Genomic DNA, 16,760 nt, shown 5'->3' with positions numbered 1-16,760 from the left:
ATGTTACATAAGTACCACTAAATTTTGTGCCCTATGACACAAGTCCATTTCAATTTCTTGAAGGGGAGGCGGTAGACATGAGTTATGAGGTAAAGAACGAGCAGCTCAAGACGTGGGTTGCTGAAGTTGAAGCGATGTGCGAACCGGCAAACATCCACTGGTGTGATGGTTCGCAAGAGGAATATGACCGGCTCTGTGGCCAGATGGTTGAAAGCGGGACCTTCCGGAAGTTGAATCCGGAAAAACGCCCCAACAGCTATCTGGCCTTTTCTGATCCTATCGACGTGGCCCGGGTTGAAGACCGTACCTTTATCTGTTCGCTGAATAAGCAGGATGCGGGCCCCACCAACAACTGGGTCGCTCCAAAAGAGATGAAGGAAACCCTGAAAGGCCTCTTCAAGGGCTGCATGAAGGGCCGTACCATGTACGTGATTCCGTTCAGCATGGGGCCGCTGGGGTCCAACATCGCCAAGATCGGGGTTGAGATCACCGACTCCCCCTACGTGGTGGTCAACATGCGGATCATGACCCGTATGGGCAAGCAGGTGCTGGATGTGCTGGGCAACGGTGAATTTGTTCCCTGCCTGCATTCGGTCGGCATGCCGCTGGCAGAAGGGCAGAAGGATGTGGCCTGGCCCTGTAACAAGGAAAAGTACATCGTGCACTTCCCGGAAGAGCGTGCGATCTGGTCCTTCGGCTCCGGTTACGGTGGCAACGCCCTGCTGGGCAAGAAGTGTCTGGCCCTGCGGATCGCTTCAGTACAGGCCCGTGATGAAGGCTGGCTGGCCGAGCATATGCTGATCCTGGGAGTCGAGTCCCCCACCGGTGAGAAATCCTATGTGGGCGCCGCCTTCCCCAGTGCCTGTGGCAAGACCAACTTTGCCATGCTGATTCCGCCCAAACCGTTCCAGGACAAGGGCTGGAAGGTGACTACCATTGGTGATGACATCGCCTGGATCAAGCCGGGTGCCGATGGGCAGGTCTATGCTATCAACCCCGAGTATGGCTACTTCGGTGTGGCGCCGGGTACCAACTACAAGACCAACCCCAACGCCATGATCTCCTGCGAGAAAAATTCAATCTTTACCAACGTCGCCCTGACTGAGGACGGCGATGTCTGGTGGGAAGGGATGGACGGTGAAGTGCCTGCCAAGCTGACCGACTGGCAGGGTAATGCCTGGACCCCTGACTGTGGCCGTCCGGCAGCTCACCCCAATGCCCGTTTCACCGCACCGGCCTCCCAGTGCCCCTGCATTGATCCGGAGTGGGAAAATCCCAAAGGGGTGCCGATGAGCGCCTTTATCTTCGGTGGCCGCCGTAAGGATACCGTACCGCTGGTTTACCAGGCCTTTAACTGGAACTATGGTGTCTACCTTGCCTCCACCCTTGGGTCCGAGACCACGGCCGCCGCAGTGGGTGCCACCGGTAACGTGCGCCGCGATCCGTTTGCCATGCTGCCGTTCTGTGGCTACCATATGGCTGACTACTTTGCACACTGGCTGCAGTTCGGCCGCTCGATTGCCCGTCCACCGCGTATCTTCAGCGTCAACTGGTTCCGCAAGGATGCCAACGGCAAGTTTATCTGGCCCGGCTATGGCGAGAACATGCGGGTACTGAAGTGGATTGCAGAGCGGGTGCAGGGCAAGACCGGTTCTGTTGAATGCCCGCTGGGCTGGATGCCACGCTATGAGGATATGGACTGGGAAGGGATCGAGATGTCCCGTGAGAAGTTCAACGAACTGATGTCCGTTGACCGTGATGTCTGGCAGAATGAGGTCATCTCCCACGAAGAGCTGTTCGTCAAGATGTACGACAAGCTTCCCAAGGAGTTTCTGCATATCCGTGAACTGATTCTTTCCTCGCTCTGGCGTTCACCGGAGCATTGGGAACAGATCGGTGAGGTGCATCCTGAGGGTTGGAATGAATAGTCAGAAGGGGCTGTTGAAATAGGAGAAACAGGAAGGGCTGGTCCGGTAACGGATCAGCCCTTTTTAGTCATCCACCTCTATCTCTATTACCCGCATCTCTTCACCGCTGAGAAGCTCCAGGGCATAGCTGCCGCACTGCCTGCATGGGTCATAGAGTCGTTCAACCGTTTGCACGCCAGAGCAGTCAAGGCAACGTCCCTGTGCCTCTATTTTGCGAATTTCAAGCCGGGCTGATGCTGCCAGCGTGTCACTGCTGCAGGCTGAGAAACAAAATTCAACGGCCTCAGGCACAACGCCGGATAATGTTCCGATCTCGATGACAACGGTGGAGATCCGCTGCCCAGCGGCATGCTGCAGGCAGATATCAACAATCCCTTGGGTAAGAGCCATTTCATGCATAAGATCGTACTCCTGAAACAAAAAAAGCCTGTCAGGTTACCCTGACAGGCTTTCATGAACAAAAAACGAGAATTAGTGCTTCTTCTCTTCTTTTGCAGGAGCAGCAGCAGGAGCAGCAGCAGGAGCAGCAGCTTCAGGAGCTTTTACAGAAGACATAGGCTTCTGAGCTTCGGGAGCCTTAGGAGCTTCTGCAGCAGGAGCAGCAGGAGCAGCTTCTTCTTTCTTCTTGCAGCCAGCAGCAACGCCGAGAGCCAGAGCCAGTACCAGGGACAGGGAGAGCATTTTTTTCATTTGATTTCACCTCTTGGGTTATTTAACCCTGTTACAACAGGGCAGTGTAAGCAACAAAGGGAAACTATACTCAGCGCTGAAATAATGTCAATATTTTTTTTATAGGCCGTGGTGGTACTTGCCCTTACGTTCCTTATGGGCCGGGGTCGGAGCATTATGACAGTCAAAGCAGCGTGAATCCTCAACCTTACGCAGATCCAGGGCAGAAGCCGGTTGATTCTTTCTGATTGGGGTGTTGTACTGGGGAGTCTGAAAAGCAAGCTGTCCGCGCTCATCGGCTACTGTTGCTGCGTGATAAGCCACGGTCCAGTTGGTGGAGAGCTCGGTTGAGTGGCATTGATCACAGCCACCCGGTGGAGGGATGCTCTTCCAAGCTGTAAACATACTGCATCCGGGCAGGGCCAGGATCAGCAGAAAAATAGCGGGTAAAAACTGTTTCATGGCAGATCTCCTTTTGCGGCACTGTACCATGCAGTGCACTGGTGGACAAGACCCCTTTCAGAGCCGTGGTAGTATCCGTTGAGCGGTAGCCGTTGTCCGGCGTGCGACCTCCGCAATGCTGATCCCTTTGATAGCAGCCAGTCTGCTGGCTGTTTCATGCAGCCAGGCCGGCCTGTTTGAGCAGCCCGGGTGAGCCGAGGGGGGCAGGTCGGGAGCGTCAGTCTCAAGTACCAACTGCTCAAGTGGCAGCTGAGCAGCAAGCTGCAGCGGCCGGACGGCATTGTTCCTGGTCAGCGTAGCGCTGAGTGAGAGGACAAAGCCGAGTTTGATGCACTCCCGGGCCGATTCCAGTGAACCGGAAAAGGCGTGCATGATGCCGCCGACCTGATCAGCCCGTTCTTCGCGCAGGATTGCCACGGTGCGTCCGATCGCTTTACGGCAGTGGATCAGGACCGGAAGACCGTGCTGTCGCGCAATTCTCAGCTGCTCACGAAACAGTGCTTCCTGTTGTCCGGGATCACCATAGCTCCCATCCAGCCCAATCTCTCCGATGGCAACCCCGGCAGGTGCCAGCTGCCTCAGCTGCAGCAGATGGTCGGCAGTGGCAATGCCGGCATGCAGGGGGTGCACGCCATAGGCCGGGCGCAGGGCTGGGTGCTGTGCGGTCAGCCCGGAAATGCGTTGCCAGCCTTCAGGGTGGACAGACGGCACGACCCATCTGGTGACTCCGACAGCCCGTGCCTCAGCCAACAGCTCATCAAGCTGGTTAACCAGTGGTGGCAGGTCGAGGTGGCAGTGGGTGTCAATCAGCATGGCTGTTACAGAAACCAGCAGATCGGTTTAAGCAGCAGTTCAAGCAGGCGCAGGCCCAGGCCGCGACGGGCATGTTCATCAAGGCTGATACGCCTGGAGCCGGCAAAGTCATGTTCGAACAGACTGCGAACCTGAGCACCGAAAGGCTGGCTGCGTACAATTGCATTGATCTCGAAATTGCGGTGAAAGCTGCGCTGGTCAAGATTGGCAGAGCCAATGACGGTTTGCATCCCGTCAATCAGCATCAGCTTTGCGTGCAGAAGCTGGCGCTCCAGCTCATAGATTTCGATACCTGCCTTGAGCAGCACCTCGTAATAACTGCGGCTGACCACCCGCACTACCGGAACATCATTTCGTGCAGGCAAGAGTAGCTTGACCTTGACCCCGCGGCGGGCAGCGCGTAGCAGTGAGCGCAGTATCCGCGGACCTGGGACAAAATAGGGGTTGGCGATCAGCAGCTCATGGCAGGATGAGGCCATGGCAACCCGAAAGGCGGTACGGATGGTTGAACGGCGCTGGTGTGGACCGCCACTGATCAGCGTCACCTCGGTGTCATCGGAACTGCTGCTGACCGTGCCAGACGCAGGCAGGGCGGGCCGCTCGCCCCGCTCCATCTGCCAGGTTTCGGTAAACAGCTCCAGCAAGGCTGTCAGCGCAGCGCCGCCAAGACTGAAGCCGACATCCCGAAACCGCAGCTGTTCGTCGGTCAGGCCGGCGTAGGCGTCACTGATGTTCAGTCCGCCCAGATAGGCTACCCGGTTGTCAATCAATGCCAGTTTGCGGTGGTTGCGACGATCAAACCAGTGGAGACGGCTCAGCGAGATGGGGTTGAACGCCAGACAGGAAACGCCGGCAGTCTGCAGCCGTTCAAAGTAGCTGTCAGGTGTCACATGGCAGCCCAGGGCATCATAGATCAGAAAGACCTTGACCCCCCGTGCGACCGCTTCTACCAGCAGATCGGCAAACCGTTGCCCGGTCAGATCGGCCCGGATACGGTAATATTCCAGGCAGATCAGCTGGCGGGCGGTCTTGAGGTCGTTGAAGAGTGCCTCAAAGAAGTGGGGGCCATCCGGCAGCAGTGTCACCTGGCCCGCACCGATCGGCATCGGCAACAGGGCAGTGCCGTGGTGGCGCAGATGCCGTATCAGGCGCGGGAACCGTTCCTGATGACGACGGAGCGGCATGGTCAGGGCTTTCCTTCAGCTGCCGGGGCGGCAGGCTGTTCTTGCGGGGCTGGTTCAGGTCTGGCGGGGGTGGCAGGCTCAGGCCCAGACGGTTCCTGTGGGGCGGCAGGTACCGTTGCCGAGGAGGTCGGCTTCATGATTACCTCCTGCTGAATGGCGGTATCCACCTTGCGTTGCAGACCGGCAATGTTGGGGGATGTTCCCAGGGCCACCTGCAGCTCATCGGCGCTGATTACCCCTTTACTGCGCAGCTTGCGCAGGATCATGTTGGAGCGGCTCAGGACCTTACCCAGGTTGCGGTAGGGGTTGTAAGCCACGCGCGGGCCGGGCAGCATGGCGGCCAGAAAGGCGCATTCGCGCGGGGTCATGGCTGAGGCCGGTTTGCCGAAGTAGTATTGGGCTCCATGACCGATGCCATACACCATCGGGCCCAGTTCGACCACATTCAGGTACAGTTCAAGGATGCGACCCTTGGTCAGCTCCTGTTCCATCCGCCAGGCCAGGTAGACCTCTTTCAGTTTGCGGGTAATGGTCTTTTCACGGGATAGAAAGACGTTTTTCGCCACCTGTTGGGTGATGGTGGAGGCGCCACGGGCCATGCTCTTCTTTTCCAGGTCGTATTTGATCGCCTCTTTAATCGCCTTGACGTCAATCCCTTCGTGTTTGTAAAAGTTGCTGTCTTCAGCCAGGATTACCGCCCACTTCATTTCAGGCGGTATCCGGTTGGAAGGAGTCCAACGCCGGTTTTTCGGCCCCAGCAGGAAGGGGTGCTCGTTGCCCTGCCAGTCACGTATATCGATGGTAAGATTCAGTTTCTTGTCGGCAAGGCTGCTCACCGGCGGCAACAGGGCCAGTGAGATGACCACATATCCCAGATACAGTATGATGATGATGCCACTACCCAGCAGGAACTTCTTCACAGTGCCCTCCAACCGGTGCTGATGCAATTTCAAGCAGTGTGTATAACATGAAATCAGGCAGTACGGAAACCGCCAAGTAGAAAGGCCGGTAGAACCGGCCTTTCTACTTGGTTGGCAGTTTAGCGTAGCGGCTAGGGATTCAACAGGTAGTCCAGAATCGTCTGGGCTATCTTGGCGGCACTGTTGCGGTCATTATTAAACGCCAGATGGTAGACGCTCAAGTCATAGGGGTCACGGTCCAGAAAATCCCGGATAAAACGGTCCCGTTCTTTCTGGCGGCGCTCAACCAGGGTCCGGGCCTCACCGGTATCAAGTCCCAGCCGTTTGGCAATGGAGGTGATTTTGAATGTCTCTGAGGCGTACATCCTGAAATGAAAGCAGTTCTTCATTTTGCGGGTGACAATCGGGGCGCCCCGGCCAACCAGAATGACGTTTCCCTGCTCCGCCAAGGCAATAATCTGGCGTGACAGCAGCCGATAGTAATCCTTGTCACTCTTCCAGCGGTTTGAAAAGGTTGAGAGAAAGTCATCCAGAAAACGGTTCTTGTCGCCCAGGTTGTGCAGGACCTGATCAGAAAGGCTGTGGTTTTTGGCGACCTCATCCAGTAACGCCTTATCCATCAGGGTCCAGGGCTCTTTCGTCCTCTTTTCCAGCTGCTGGCGTAGCAGTTCAGCCATTGGATAGGCTTCACACCCGAATTCCCGTGAGATGGTGACCGTTGGCTTTGGCTGAGGCTCCTCAAGGCGGAGGGCACTTTGACGTCGTGATACCTCAAGTAAGGCCCCCAGACGGTTGTCAATGGAAGGAATGAGCTTGGATTCTGACATGGCAGCACCTCCTGGATGAGTTCAACGGCCACAGGCCATAGGGGAGTCTGAAATAACTGTACCACCAATTTTACAACACTCAAGGGGACTGGTTGACAGAAATGCCTGACTCGCGGTATCTGAACAGAACATTTTGCAAGAGGCTCAAATGAATGCTAAGGAGGAACACCATGGTTACCCATATCGTATTTTTCAAGCTGGCCGAACAGACCGCGGAGAAGATCGCTGCAGTGCGGGACAAGCTGTTGTCAATGGAAGGGAAGATTGCGGAACTGCGTCATCTTGAAGCGGGAATTGATGTGATCCGCTCAGAACGCTCCTATGATGTGGCCCTGATTACCAGGTTTGATTCATTGGCTGATCTGCAAAGCTACCAGGTGCATCCCTACCATGCCGGTGAGGTGGTGCCGTTCATGAAGGCCAACTGCTCATCGATAGTTGCGGTGGATTTCGAAGGCTAATCCTGTAAATCTGGATTCGGCAATTGGCGTCTTCCCGGTTCGCTCTCTCGGGATAACGCCAATTGCCGTTTTAAGGTTAATTCAGCACTACTGCCAGCCGCTTGATCAGCCGGATCTGATCCGGCTGCACCAACGCCTGATACGCCAGTGCCTCAACGCCGTTTGCAACCGCTTCCCGTAACAGGGTGCCGTACTCAGGATCTATCCGGTCGGCTGGGGCAACGGCGTTACCGTCGCCGCGCTGGACGGTAAACAGCAGTACCCCCCGGTCGCCGTTTCTGACCATCTCCATCAGCTCCCGCAGATGCTTCTGCCCCCGGGTGGTGACGGCATCAGGAAAGAGCGCCTGACCTCCTTCCACCAGGGTGACATTCTTTACTTCAACATAGCAGCGCCTTCCCTCCCCCTCCAGCAGGATGTCGATCCGGCTGCGCTCACTGCCGTAGGCAACTTCCCGCCGCAGGTTTGGATACCCCTGCAGCTCGGCAACGGTTCCGTCCAGAATCGCCTCTTCAGCCAAGCGGTTGGGCAGCATGGTGTTCAGCCCCACCCAGTAGCCGTTAATCTGTACCAGCTCCCAGGTGTAGGCCAGTTTACGGTTTGGATTGGGGCTTAAGGAGAGCAGCACCGGGCTGCCGGGCAGGTTGCAACCCAGCATGCTGCCGGAGTTGGGGCAGTGGGCCGTGACGATAGAGCCGTCGGCCAGCTCAATGTCAGCCAGAAAACGCTTGTAGCGTTTGATCAGTCTGCCTGGGGTCAGCGGTGGAAGGATCATCGGCCCACCGCCAGTTTTGCGGCAATCCTGAGGGATGCCTTCATACTGCTGGCTGAGGCGGTGCCGTTACCGGCCAGGTTATAGGCCGTACCATGGTCAACCGAGGTTCTGATGATCGGCAACCCCAGGGTAATATTGATGCCATCGTCAAAGTGCCGCATCTTGAGCGGGATCAGTCCCTGGTCGTGGTACATGGCCACCACGGCATCATAGGGGGCAGGCTCCTGTACGGCAAAGTGGAAGAAGGTGTCGGCGGAGAAGGGGCCTGCAACATCCAGTCCCTCCAGCTTTGCGGCAGCAATGGCCGGGATGATGGACTCTTCCTCTTCGGTGCCGAACATGCCGCCTTCACCGCAGTGGGGGTTCAGTGCCAGTACGGCGATCCGGGGCGAACGGCTGCCGCAGAGCGGGGCAACCCCCTTGGCCGTAACCCGGATGGTCTTCAGTACCTGCCCGGCGCTGATCAGGCCCGGCACATTGCTTAGCGCCTCATGGATGGTGACCAGGGCCACCCGCAGCACGTCGCCTGCCAGCATCATCACAAATTCATCGCAGCGGCACAACTCGGCCAGTAGCTCGGTATGGCCGGGGTAGTGGTGACCGGCGCGGTGCATCGCCTCCTTGCAGATCGGGGCGGTGGCCATGGCTGACACCTCGCCGGTCAGGCACAACTCGGCTGCGCGGCGGATATAGCGGTAGACCGCATCACCGGCCAGCTCTGAAGGCTTGCCGTAGGCGATATCGGCATCAGCCAGGCTGGACAGCTCCAGCAGGGGAATGACGTCATCCGGGAGATCGGCTGCCCCAGCAGGGGAGGACACCGTAACGAGTTCCAGTGGGCTGTTGCACACGGTCAGCGCCCGTTGCATGGCCAGCCGGTCTCCCAGCACCAGCGGGCTGCACACGGCACGGATGGCCGGATCGGTCAGGGCTGCAACGATGATTTCCGGTCCGACCCCGCAAGGGTCGCCCATGGTGATGGCAGTTTGAGGTTTGTTCATGTAATGTTTCTAGCATATTTTCATTGAACAATGGCACGGGAATTCTCCCGTGCCATCATGAAATTTGCAAGGAACAGATAGCATTATCTCTTCAGGTTGCCCTGGATGCCGATGGTCACCTCGGCATAGGGGATTATCTTGCCGCAGTGTTTGATCGCTTCCTTGGCTGCCCAGGCGATGCCGCCACAACAGGGAACCTCCATCTTCAGTACGGTAACGCTGCGGATGTCTGAACTCTTCAGGATCTCTATCAGCTTGTTCATGAAGAACTGGTTGTCGTCCAGTTTGGGGCAGCCCATGATGACCGCCTTGCCGTCCAGAAAATCTTCATGGTAACCGGCGTAGGCGACCGGTACACAGTCAGCGGTCAAGAGCAGGTCGGCTCCCTGAAAATAGGGGGCGGTAGGGGATACCAGCTGCATCTGTACCGGCCATTGGGTCAGTCTGCTCTGGCGGTTTGCTCTGGCGGAGCCTGTAGCTGTGGCCGGGGCTGCTGCGGTCTCCGGCTTGCCAAAACTCTGCATCCGTGAGCCGGGACAACCGCCGCCGTGGGCATGAGCTGCCTGGCCATGGCCATGCTGGGCAGGTGCCGCTTTGCCTGCTTTGGTCAGGTGTTGTACAACAGCAGCTTCATCAAAGGCTTCGGTGTCACGTTCCTCAATACTGATGGCGTCTTTGGGACACTCACCCAGGCAGGCCCCCAGTCCGTCGCAGAGGTTGTCTGCTGCCAGCACCGCCTTGCCGTTGATGATCGTAATGGCCCCTTCGGCACAGGAAGGAACGCAGAGGCCACAGCCGTCACATTTGTCCGGGTCAATTTTTACGATCTTTCTCAGCATTTGATCTCTCCTTGGGTTCAAGCTGTTGTTTGTTGTTTCAAAAAAAGTAGTGCCACAGGTAATCCAGTCGGCCTCTGAGAATCATCCGCTTCCCTGACCAGGCCATGATCTGTTTGACCAAGGCCCGTTGCTGCGGTGCGTAGCAATGAATCCGGCAGCGTCTGCAGGTCGGCTTTTCAGCCTCAAACGGGCAGTTCATCCGCTTTTGGACGGCATACTCTAGAAAAGCTGCACAATCAGGGCAGAGCAGCAGGGGAGGCATCCCTTGCTGCAGGGTGCGCTGCTGCCTGCCGGTATGCTGCTGACCGGCACACCAGACTTCCGTAAATCTGGCGATAACCTTGAGGTCCCTGGTCTGTTGTGGCGTCGGTTCGTTTTGCATGGATCCCATCCTGTCCTATTTCTGGCGCCAGTGGCATGACAACGGTCAAAAAACGAAAAATCGCACAAAATCTTGAGTTGCGTGGTGAACGTGCTATTCTAATAAAACTTTACAGAACGGGACAGGCTAAAAGCATGGGACTTGTTGCGCTTGATAATCTTGGGATCGGGATGGTACTGGCAAGCGACGTGCTTGACCGTAACGGTCGTATGCTTCTGGGGGCCGGAGCCGAGCTGAATCAGAAGCATTTGACCATCTTCCGCACCTGGGGGGTGGCAGAAGCGGACATTGCCGGCATTGATTACGTTGATAATGAACTGCCGTTGCCGGCCGAGATCGACCCTGTCGCGCTGGTCGCTGCCGAAGAGGCGCTGCTGCCGCATTTCAAACATTCCGGCACCGAGCATCCCGCCCTGCGGGAGTTATTGCGACTGGCCGCCATCAGAAAGGTACTCCATGGCCTTTGCTGATGCCCCCACCTATACGGTGCAATGGCTGATTGACCGTACCAGCACGGTTTACTCCCTGCCGCTATTCTATGATCGTCTCAATGAGGCGATTAACCATCCCCGTACCTCTGTTGATGATATCGGCAAGATTATTACCGAAGATCAGGGCCTGACCGCCCGACTGCTGCGGCTGGCCAACAGCCCGATGTTCGGCTATTTCGGCAAGGTTGACTCCATCAGCAAGGCGGTCACCATCATCGGCACCCAGCAGTTGCGGGATCTCGCCCTGGCTGCCTCGGTGATGGGGATCTTCAAGGGGATTCCCGAGGAGTTGATGAGCATGGCCACCTTCTGGCGCCATTCCATTGCCTGCGGCATTATTGCCCGTGCCTTGGCCACCTGGCGGAGGGAGACCAATGTGGAGCGCTTCTTTGTGGCCGGCATGCTGCATGATATCGGCCAGTTGATTATGGCCACCGTGCTGGGTGAACTGGTACGGAAGATGATTGAAGAGACCCAGACAGAGGAGCTGCTCTATTTTGATGTTGAATTGAAGCGGGTCGGCTTTGACCACGCCGAGGCAGGTGGGGCACTGCTGAAGGACTGGAAGATCCCGGCCAATATTGCCGACCCGGTTGCCTTTCACCACCGCCCCGCCAGGGCGGAGCAGTTTCCGCTGGAGGCCTCACTGATTCATATCGCTGACATCATCTGTCAGGCCTTTGAGCTGGGCCAGAGCTGTGAACGGTTTGTCCCTCCCCTTGACGGGGCAGCCTGGGACAGGCTGGGCATGACACCCCATCAGCTGGGGGCGGTGATGAAACAGGCAGAGCCGCAGATTGAAGAGACCTTTGCCATTCTGACGGATGCCGCATGATTTCAGATGACGCTGCCATAACGGTTCCTCTCTTTCTGCAGGAACGGGTTGACTACCTGGAGGAAGCAAACCGCCGCTACGTGGCGATCCTTGAGATGCTGGCCTCCAGCGGTGATTTTCAGGCGGACCTGGCCAGGGCTGAAGGGCTGCAGGATATCTTCAGGGCCACCCTGACGCAGGTACGGCGTTTGATCCCGTTTACGCTGACCGGTATCCTTGAGGCGATGGATGACGGCAGCTTCGAGCTGACCACCTGCGATAGCGACTCCTGTGCCGCCCGGTTACAGGAGGCCTGTGATGCCGCCATCATGGACGGGGCCTTTGCCTGGGCCTTGAATCGCAATCAGGCGGTCATGGTGCCTGCCCAGGGGGGCGGCACTCTGTTACTGCAGAGTATCACCACCCGTTCCCGTATCCACGGTATGTTTGTCGGCCAGGTGCCGGATGAATCGGCCACTTTTGACGCCCCCTCCCTGAACGCCCTTTCAATTTTGCTGAATGCAGCCGCCTATGCCCTGGAGAGTACCACCCTGCGAGGGCTGCTGAAGGAGCATATGGCCAACCTTGAACAGCGGGTTGAGGAGCGTACCCGTGAACTGGCAGTGGCCCGTGAAAAGGCCGAGGCAGCCAGCCGGGCCAAGAGCGAGTTTCTGGCCAACATGTCCCATGAAATCCGCACCCCGATGAACGGTGTGATGGGGATGACCGAACTGCTGCTGGAAGGTGGTTTTTCTCCTGAACAACAGCGCAAACAGTTGCTGGCAATCCGGGACTCAGCTGAAAACCTGATGGTGATTATCAATGATATCCTGGACTTTTCAAAGATTGAAGCCGGCAAACTGGAGCTGGCGGCGGCGCCGTTCCTGCTGCGCAAAAGCCTTGAACAGGGGCTGTACTCCCTTGGTCTGAAGGCAGAGCAGAAAGGGTTGCGGCTGGCAATCCGGGTGGATCAGGCGGTGCCTGATCGACTTGATGGTGATAGTTACAAGCTGCGTCAGATTTTGATCAACCTGGTGGGGAATGCCATCAAGTTCAGTGAACAGGGGGAGATTACCGTATCGGCACAGCTGGAGGTAACCCGGGGCGGATTCCTGCTGGTGCGATTCTGCGTGGCAGACCAGGGGATCGGTATTCCGTATGAGTCACAGTCCCGTATCTTTGAGACCTTTGAACAGGCTGACGTTACCACCACTAAAAAGTTTGGTGGCACCGGTCTGGGACTGACCATCTGCCGCCGGCTGGCAGAGCTGATGGGCGGCCGGATCTGGGTGGAGAGCGAGCCGGGAAAGGGCAGCAGTTTCTACTTTACGACCCTGTTGGCCACGGTTGACGATGATCTGGTGATTGAAGGGGAAGGCGTTGCAGCTACCCTGCCGCTGGAGCCACCCAAAGGGCTGGCCATACTTTTGGCTGACGATGTCGAGGTTAACCGGGAACTTGCCAAGGCCGTGCTGGAACGGTACGAGCACCGCATTACCGAGGCGACCAATGGTAAGGAGGCCCTTGAGGCCTTTGGCAGGGGACCGTTCGAGGTCGTGCTGCTGGATGTGCAGATGCCCGAGATGGATGGCCTGCAGGCCGCCACTGCCATCAGGAGGCTGGAGCAGGAGCGGGGAAGCGGGCGGACACCGATTGTTGCCATGACGGCTTATGCCGGCAAGGAGGACCGCGACAAGTGTCTGGCTGCCGGAATGGATGACTATCTGTCCAAACCGGTCAAGCCGGCCCAGATGTTGGAAATGCTGCAGCGCTACTGTGGGGCTGTCGTGGTGGAACCGGAACCGGATGCCGTGGCTGTCCCTACTGCTGCTGTTGAAGATGAAATTCCGGTCTATGCCAAGGCGGATCTGCTGGAACGGCTGGGCGGGGCTGAGGCGTTGATCCCCCGTTTTATGGGGCTCTTCTTTAAAGGGGTTGAGCCGAATATGGCTGCCCTGGAAGAGGCGATTGCAGAAGGAAACCCGGACAAGGTGCGGACCAGTTCCCATGCCATTAAGGGCTCTTCCGCCAATATCGGTGCCATGCAGATGCGGGAAACCGCTGCCGGCATTGAGGCCGCTGCCAAGACCGGCGATATTACGGGTGCCCCGGCGGGGCTTGAGAAGCTGAAACGGCAGTTGGAGGAGTTCAAGGCTGCAACAGAATAAGCTATCCCGGCCTTTCCTTGCCCAGGGAGGGATGATTGTGTGACATGTGACTTCCACCCTGACAAGGGGGGTTACCGTAGTTTCAGCTCCGCCTCCTCCAGCTGCTTGATCCGGTCCCGCAGCTCTGCCGCCTTCTCGAAGTCCAGCTCTTTGGCGGCAGCCAACATCTCCTTGCGCATCTTCTTGATCAGCTTGGGAATTTCCTTCAGCTCTATCCCGTAGGCTTCTTCCAGATCTGCCACCACCGGCGGGGTGACATAATCCTTTTCCGCAATCGATTCCAGTATGCTGCGCATCCCCTTCCTGACGGTCTCGGGGGTAATGCCGTGTTCCTGGTTATAGGCCAGCTGCTTGCTGCGGCGGCGTCCGGTTTCGTCAAGACAGGCCTGCATGGAGCGGGTCACCTGATCGGCGTACATCAGCACCCTGCCGTCAACATTCCGGGCAGCCCGGCCGCAGGTCTGGATCAGGGAACGGGCCGAACGCAGGAAGCCTTCCTTGTCCGCGTCAAGAATTGCCACCAGTGAGACCTCAGGCAGATCCAGTCCCTCCCGCAGCAGGTTGATACCCACCAGTACGTCAAATTCCCCCAGACGCAGAGATCGCAGGATCTGCATCCGCTCAATGGTATCAATATCTGAGTGCAGGTAGCGAACCCGTACCCCTAGTTCCTGGTAATAGTTGGTCAACTCCTCAGCCATCCGTTTGGTCAAGGTGGTGACCAGCACCCGGTCCCCTTTGGCCACGGTTAGCCGTACCTCGTGCAGCAGGTCATCCACCTGTCCGGCAGCCGGACGGATCTCAATCGGTGGATCAACCAGGCCGGTGGGGCGGATGACCTGTTCCACAAAGGCGCCGCCGGCCTGTTGCAACTCGTAATCTGCCGGGGTGGCAGAGACATGCACCACCTGGTTGATGCGCGACTCGAATTCCTGGAAATTAAGCGGGCGGTTATCCAGGGCTGCCGGCAGGCGGAAGCCGTACTCCACCAGGGTCTCCTTGCGACTGCGGTCGCCCCGGTACATGCCGCCGACCTGTGCGTTGGTGATGTGGGATTCATCCACAAACAGGATGAAATCCTTGGGGAAATAATCAATCAGGGTAAAGGGGGGCTCGCCTGGCTGGCGATTGTCCAGGTAGCGGGAATAGTTCTCAATCCCCTGACAAAAGCCCATCTCCTCCATCATCTCAATATCATAGTAGGTACGCTGCTCAATCCGCTGGGCCTCCAGCAGCTTGCCCTGGTCTTTAAACAGCCTGATCCGCTCCTCCAGGTCCAGCCTGATCTGGGCCACCGAACGTTCCAGATTTTCTTTGCTGGAGACATAGTGCGAGGCCGGGAAGATCGATACCTTGGTCAGCTTCTGCAGCACCACGCCACGCAACGGGTCAATCTGGGAGATCGCCTCCACCTCATCGCCAAAGAACTCGATCCGCAGCGCCCGCTCACTGTCGTAGGCGGGAAAGATCTCGATCACATCACCCCGTACCCGGAAGGTGCCGCGGTGGAAGTCGGTGTCGTTCCGTTCGTACTGGATCTCCACCAGCTTCTGCAGCAGGGTGTCGCGGCCGTAATCGTCCCCCTGATGGAAGAAGATATGCATGGCCTGATAGGCTTCGGGTGAGCCGATACCGTAGATGCAGGAGACGGATGCCACGATGATCACATCCGGGCGGGTCAGCAAGGACATCGTGGCGGAGTGACGCAGCTTGTCGATCTCGTCGTTGATCGATGAGTCCTTCTCGATGAAGGTATCGGTATTGGGCAGGTAGGCCTCAGGCTGGTAGTAATCGTAGTAGGAGACGAAATATTCCACGGCATTATCCGGGAATAGTTCCTTGAACTCACCGTAGAGCTGGGCGGCCAGGGTCTTGTTGGGGGCCAGCACCAGGGATGGCCGGCCGGTGCGGGCGATGACATTGGCTACCGTAAAGGTCTTGCCCGAACCGGTTACCCCCAGCAGCACCTGATGCTTGTCACCCCGCTCAATCCCGGCCACCAGCTCATCAATCGCCTGGGGCTGGTCGCCGCTGGGGTTGTAATCTGTCACTAACTTGAAATATGACATAATGGATGTACTTTATACTACAGTAAGAGAAAAGTCTGCCTGTAGTTGATTGATGGACAAATATGATGTAAAAGATCCAATTTTGTAATTTACTAACTTGATTGAGGTTGTGCATGCTAAAGCTGAAATGGAAGGGGCTGCCCTGGTTTGCTACTGTCCTGTTGTTGTCATGCCTAGTTGCAGCATCCGGGCATACGGCAGGCCGTAAGCTGGTCTATACACCACTACCAATTGAACAGCCTGAAACAGTTATCGCTGCCAATCGCCCCTTGGTCTCTTATCTTGAAAAACAGCTGAAAGTTCCCATAGCTATCCGGTATGAGAAAAACTATTCGGATATTCTGCAGCTTTTTCGGGAAGGCAAGATTGATATCATTCTTTTAGGTCCGCTGCCGTATGTTATTCTGCGAAACAGTTATGCCAAGGCAGAACCGCTGGTTGCCATCAACGAGGCAGACGGGAAGGCCACTTATACCTGTGCCATGGTAACCGCCTTTGACGGTCCCAGTTCAGCTAAACAGGTGCACCGCTCAATAGCTTTTTCACAGCCGCTCTCGACCTGTGGCCACTTGGCAGCAGGCTACCTGTTAGACAAATATGGTGTTAAGCTGGAAGCGTTGCGCCATGACTACCTTGGTAATCAGGATCAGGTCGCCCTGGCAGTGGTCAGGGGGGACTATGAGGTTGGAACCCTTAAGACCGTTGTGGCTAAAAAATATGCGCGCCTGACCCTGAGGGTAATTGAAGAAACGCCGGCCTTTCCAGGTTTTATTCTGGTTGCTAACAGGGCAACGCTGACCTCTGAGCAGATCAGGGAAGTCAGGGGCTTGTTACTGGGGATTGATTCAAAGGATCGTGCAGCGTTGGTGATGGGACAGCATGGTTTTGCACCTGTGCTTGATACAAACTACGATCTGATTCGCAAAAATCTGAAATTTTTCCGGTAACACTTGATGA

General features: G+C 56.9%; 18 protein-coding genes. 6 read left to right on the top strand and 12 right to left on the bottom strand.

Annotated elements, in window-relative coordinates; translation table 11 throughout:
• The first annotated feature begins 26 nt into the window (after nucleotides 1–26).
• Nucleotides 27–1,928, top strand: a complete 1,902-nt coding sequence (locus FY034_RS16245) for a phosphoenolpyruvate carboxykinase (GTP) (RefSeq protein ID WP_265552411.1) — start codon at nucleotides 27–29, stop codon at nucleotides 1,926–1,928.
• 63 nt (nucleotides 1,929–1,991) lie between these two features.
• Here FY034_RS16245 and FY034_RS16240 read toward each other — a convergent pair whose 3' ends face one another.
• From FY034_RS16240 to FY034_RS16210, 7 genes are all read right to left on the bottom strand, one after another.
• Nucleotides 1,992–2,327 (bottom strand): hydrogenase maturation nickel metallochaperone HypA, encoded by a 336-nt coding sequence (locus FY034_RS16240; RefSeq protein WP_265552409.1) that lies wholly within the window; start codon nucleotides 2,325–2,327, stop codon nucleotides 1,992–1,994.
• A 72-nt stretch (nucleotides 2,328–2,399) separates the two neighbouring features.
• A complete protein-coding gene (locus FY034_RS16235) occupies nucleotides 2,400–2,618 on the bottom strand; it encodes a hypothetical protein (RefSeq protein WP_265552407.1) in 219 nt (72 codons plus the stop codon).
• Between the two features lie 99 nt (nucleotides 2,619–2,717).
• Nucleotides 2,718–3,059, bottom strand: a complete 342-nt coding sequence (locus FY034_RS16230; RefSeq protein WP_265552405.1) for a cytochrome C — start codon at nucleotides 3,057–3,059, stop codon at nucleotides 2,718–2,720.
• A gap of 57 nt (nucleotides 3,060–3,116) precedes the next feature.
• Entirely contained in the window at nucleotides 3,117–3,872 is a 756-nt protein-coding gene (locus tag FY034_RS16225) for a TatD family hydrolase (RefSeq protein WP_265552403.1), read from the bottom strand.
• Nucleotides 3,873–3,877: 5 nt separating this feature from the next.
• The gene (locus FY034_RS16220; protein WP_265552401.1) at nucleotides 3,878–5,056 is read right to left on the bottom strand and encodes a phospholipase D-like domain-containing protein; all 1,179 of its coding nucleotides are present in this window, start codon (nucleotides 5,054–5,056) and stop codon (nucleotides 3,878–3,880) included.
• A gap of 2 nt (nucleotides 5,057–5,058) precedes the next feature.
• Entirely contained in the window at nucleotides 5,059–5,976 is a 918-nt protein-coding gene (locus FY034_RS16215) for a transglycosylase domain-containing protein (protein ID WP_265552399.1), read from the bottom strand.
• A 131-nt stretch (nucleotides 5,977–6,107) separates the two neighbouring features.
• Entirely contained in the window at nucleotides 6,108–6,803 is a 696-nt protein-coding gene (locus FY034_RS16210; protein ID WP_265552397.1) for an AAA family ATPase, read from the bottom strand.
• Nucleotides 6,804–6,973: 170 nt separating this feature from the next.
• Between FY034_RS16210 and FY034_RS16205 the strand changes: the two genes are divergently transcribed.
• On the top strand, nucleotides 6,974–7,264 hold the full coding sequence (locus tag FY034_RS16205) for a Dabb family protein (protein WP_265552395.1): 291 nt from the start codon (nucleotides 6,974–6,976) through the stop codon (nucleotides 7,262–7,264).
• A gap of 76 nt (nucleotides 7,265–7,340) precedes the next feature.
• Here FY034_RS16205 and sfsA read toward each other — a convergent pair whose 3' ends face one another.
• The 4 genes from sfsA to FY034_RS16185 all read right to left on the bottom strand — a co-directional run bounded on the left by sfsA (nucleotide 7,341) and on the right by FY034_RS16185 (nucleotide 10,261).
• Nucleotides 7,341–8,039 (bottom strand): DNA/RNA nuclease SfsA, encoded by a 699-nt coding sequence (gene sfsA, locus FY034_RS16200; protein WP_265552394.1) that lies wholly within the window; start codon nucleotides 8,037–8,039, stop codon nucleotides 7,341–7,343.
• Complete coding sequence (gene pdxA / locus FY034_RS16195) at nucleotides 8,036–9,040, bottom strand: 4-hydroxythreonine-4-phosphate dehydrogenase PdxA (RefSeq protein WP_265552392.1); 1,005 nt, start codon at nucleotides 9,038–9,040, stop codon at nucleotides 8,036–8,038. Before pdxA ends, sfsA begins: the two co-directional genes overlap by 4 nt.
• An 83-nt stretch (nucleotides 9,041–9,123) precedes the next feature.
• Nucleotides 9,124–9,879: an ATP-binding protein gene (locus FY034_RS16190; protein WP_265552390.1), complete on the bottom strand. Its 756-nt coding sequence runs from the start codon at nucleotides 9,877–9,879 to the stop codon at nucleotides 9,124–9,126.
• Nucleotides 9,880–9,916: 37 nt separating this feature from the next.
• On the bottom strand, nucleotides 9,917–10,261 hold the full coding sequence (locus tag FY034_RS16185; RefSeq protein ID WP_265552388.1) for a nitrous oxide-stimulated promoter family protein: 345 nt from the start codon (nucleotides 10,259–10,261) through the stop codon (nucleotides 9,917–9,919).
• A 134-nt stretch (nucleotides 10,262–10,395) separates the two neighbouring features.
• Here FY034_RS16185 and FY034_RS16180 point away from each other — a divergent pair, with 134 nt between their 5' ends.
• The 3 genes from FY034_RS16180 to FY034_RS16170 are packed head-to-tail and all read left to right on the top strand — an operon-like array spanning nucleotide 10,396 to nucleotide 13,734.
• Nucleotides 10,396–10,731 carry a hypothetical protein gene (locus FY034_RS16180; RefSeq protein ID WP_265552386.1) on the top strand — a complete coding sequence of 112 codons (336 nt, stop codon included), beginning with the start codon at nucleotides 10,396–10,398 and terminating at the stop codon, nucleotides 10,729–10,731.
• Entirely contained in the window at nucleotides 10,718–11,587 is an 870-nt protein-coding gene (locus tag FY034_RS16175) for an HDOD domain-containing protein (protein WP_265552384.1), read from the top strand. Before FY034_RS16180 ends, FY034_RS16175 begins: the two co-directional genes overlap by 14 nt.
• A complete protein-coding gene (locus tag FY034_RS16170) occupies nucleotides 11,584–13,734 on the top strand; it encodes an ATP-binding protein (protein ID WP_265552382.1) in 2,151 nt (716 codons plus the stop codon). The genes FY034_RS16175 and FY034_RS16170 overlap by 4 nt, the downstream gene beginning before the upstream one ends.
• Before the next feature lie 71 nt (nucleotides 13,735–13,805).
• Here the strand turns inward: FY034_RS16170 and uvrB are convergent, their stop codons facing one another.
• Complete coding sequence (gene uvrB / locus FY034_RS16165; RefSeq protein WP_265552380.1) at nucleotides 13,806–15,803, bottom strand: excinuclease ABC subunit UvrB; 1,998 nt, start codon at nucleotides 15,801–15,803, stop codon at nucleotides 13,806–13,808.
• A gap of 113 nt (nucleotides 15,804–15,916) precedes the next feature.
• Between uvrB and FY034_RS16160 the strand changes: the two genes are divergently transcribed.
• Nucleotides 15,917–16,750: a PhnD/SsuA/transferrin family substrate-binding protein gene (locus FY034_RS16160; protein WP_265552378.1), complete on the top strand. Its 834-nt coding sequence runs from the start codon at nucleotides 15,917–15,919 to the stop codon at nucleotides 16,748–16,750.
• Nucleotides 16,751–16,760: the final 10 nt, after the last annotated feature.

The organism is Trichlorobacter lovleyi, from assembly GCF_015239775.1.
Taxonomy (GTDB): Bacteria; Desulfobacterota; Desulfuromonadia; order Geobacterales; family Pseudopelobacteraceae; genus Trichlorobacter; species Trichlorobacter lovleyi_B.
Note: the sequence above shows the minus strand (reverse complement) of the source record. Positions and strands in the feature narration are given on the sequence as shown.

Excerpts from the sequence above, each read along its gene's own strand:
- FY034_RS16210 (WP_265552397.1), bottom strand. The coding sequence starts at position 6,803 with ATGTCAGAATCCAAGCTCATTCCTTCCATTGACAACCGTCTGGGGGCC.
- FY034_RS16185 (WP_265552388.1), bottom strand. The coding sequence starts at position 10,261 with ATGCAAAACGAACCGACGCCACAACAGACCAGGGACCTCAAGGTTATC.
- FY034_RS16160 (WP_265552378.1), top strand. The coding sequence starts at position 15,917 with ATGCTAAAGCTGAAATGGAAGGGGCTGCCCTGGTTTGCTACTGTCCTG.
- FY034_RS16175 (WP_265552384.1), top strand. The coding sequence starts at position 10,718 with ATGGCCTTTGCTGATGCCCCCACCTATACGGTGCAATGGCTGATTGAC.
- FY034_RS16230 (WP_265552405.1), bottom strand. The coding sequence starts at position 3,059 with ATGAAACAGTTTTTACCCGCTATTTTTCTGCTGATCCTGGCCCTGCCC.
- FY034_RS16180 (WP_265552386.1), top strand. The coding sequence starts at position 10,396 with ATGGGACTTGTTGCGCTTGATAATCTTGGGATCGGGATGGTACTGGCA.
- FY034_RS16190 (WP_265552390.1), bottom strand. The coding sequence starts at position 9,879 with ATGCTGAGAAAGATCGTAAAAATTGACCCGGACAAATGTGACGGCTGT.
- FY034_RS16170 (WP_265552382.1), top strand. The coding sequence starts at position 11,584 with ATGATTTCAGATGACGCTGCCATAACGGTTCCTCTCTTTCTGCAGGAA.
- sfsA (WP_265552394.1), bottom strand. The coding sequence starts at position 8,039 with ATGATCCTTCCACCGCTGACCCCAGGCAGACTGATCAAACGCTACAAG.
- FY034_RS16220 (WP_265552401.1), bottom strand. The coding sequence starts at position 5,056 with ATGCCGCTCCGTCGTCATCAGGAACGGTTCCCGCGCCTGATACGGCAT.
- FY034_RS16205 (WP_265552395.1), top strand. The coding sequence starts at position 6,974 with ATGGTTACCCATATCGTATTTTTCAAGCTGGCCGAACAGACCGCGGAG.
- FY034_RS16240 (WP_265552409.1), bottom strand. The coding sequence starts at position 2,327 with ATGCATGAAATGGCTCTTACCCAAGGGATTGTTGATATCTGCCTGCAG.
- FY034_RS16235 (WP_265552407.1), bottom strand. The coding sequence starts at position 2,618 with ATGAAAAAAATGCTCTCCCTGTCCCTGGTACTGGCTCTGGCTCTCGGC.
- uvrB (WP_265552380.1), bottom strand. The coding sequence starts at position 15,803 with ATGTCATATTTCAAGTTAGTGACAGATTACAACCCCAGCGGCGACCAG.
- pdxA (WP_265552392.1), bottom strand. The coding sequence starts at position 9,040 with ATGAACAAACCTCAAACTGCCATCACCATGGGCGACCCTTGCGGGGTC.
- FY034_RS16225 (WP_265552403.1), bottom strand. The coding sequence starts at position 3,872 with ATGCTGATTGACACCCACTGCCACCTCGACCTGCCACCACTGGTTAAC.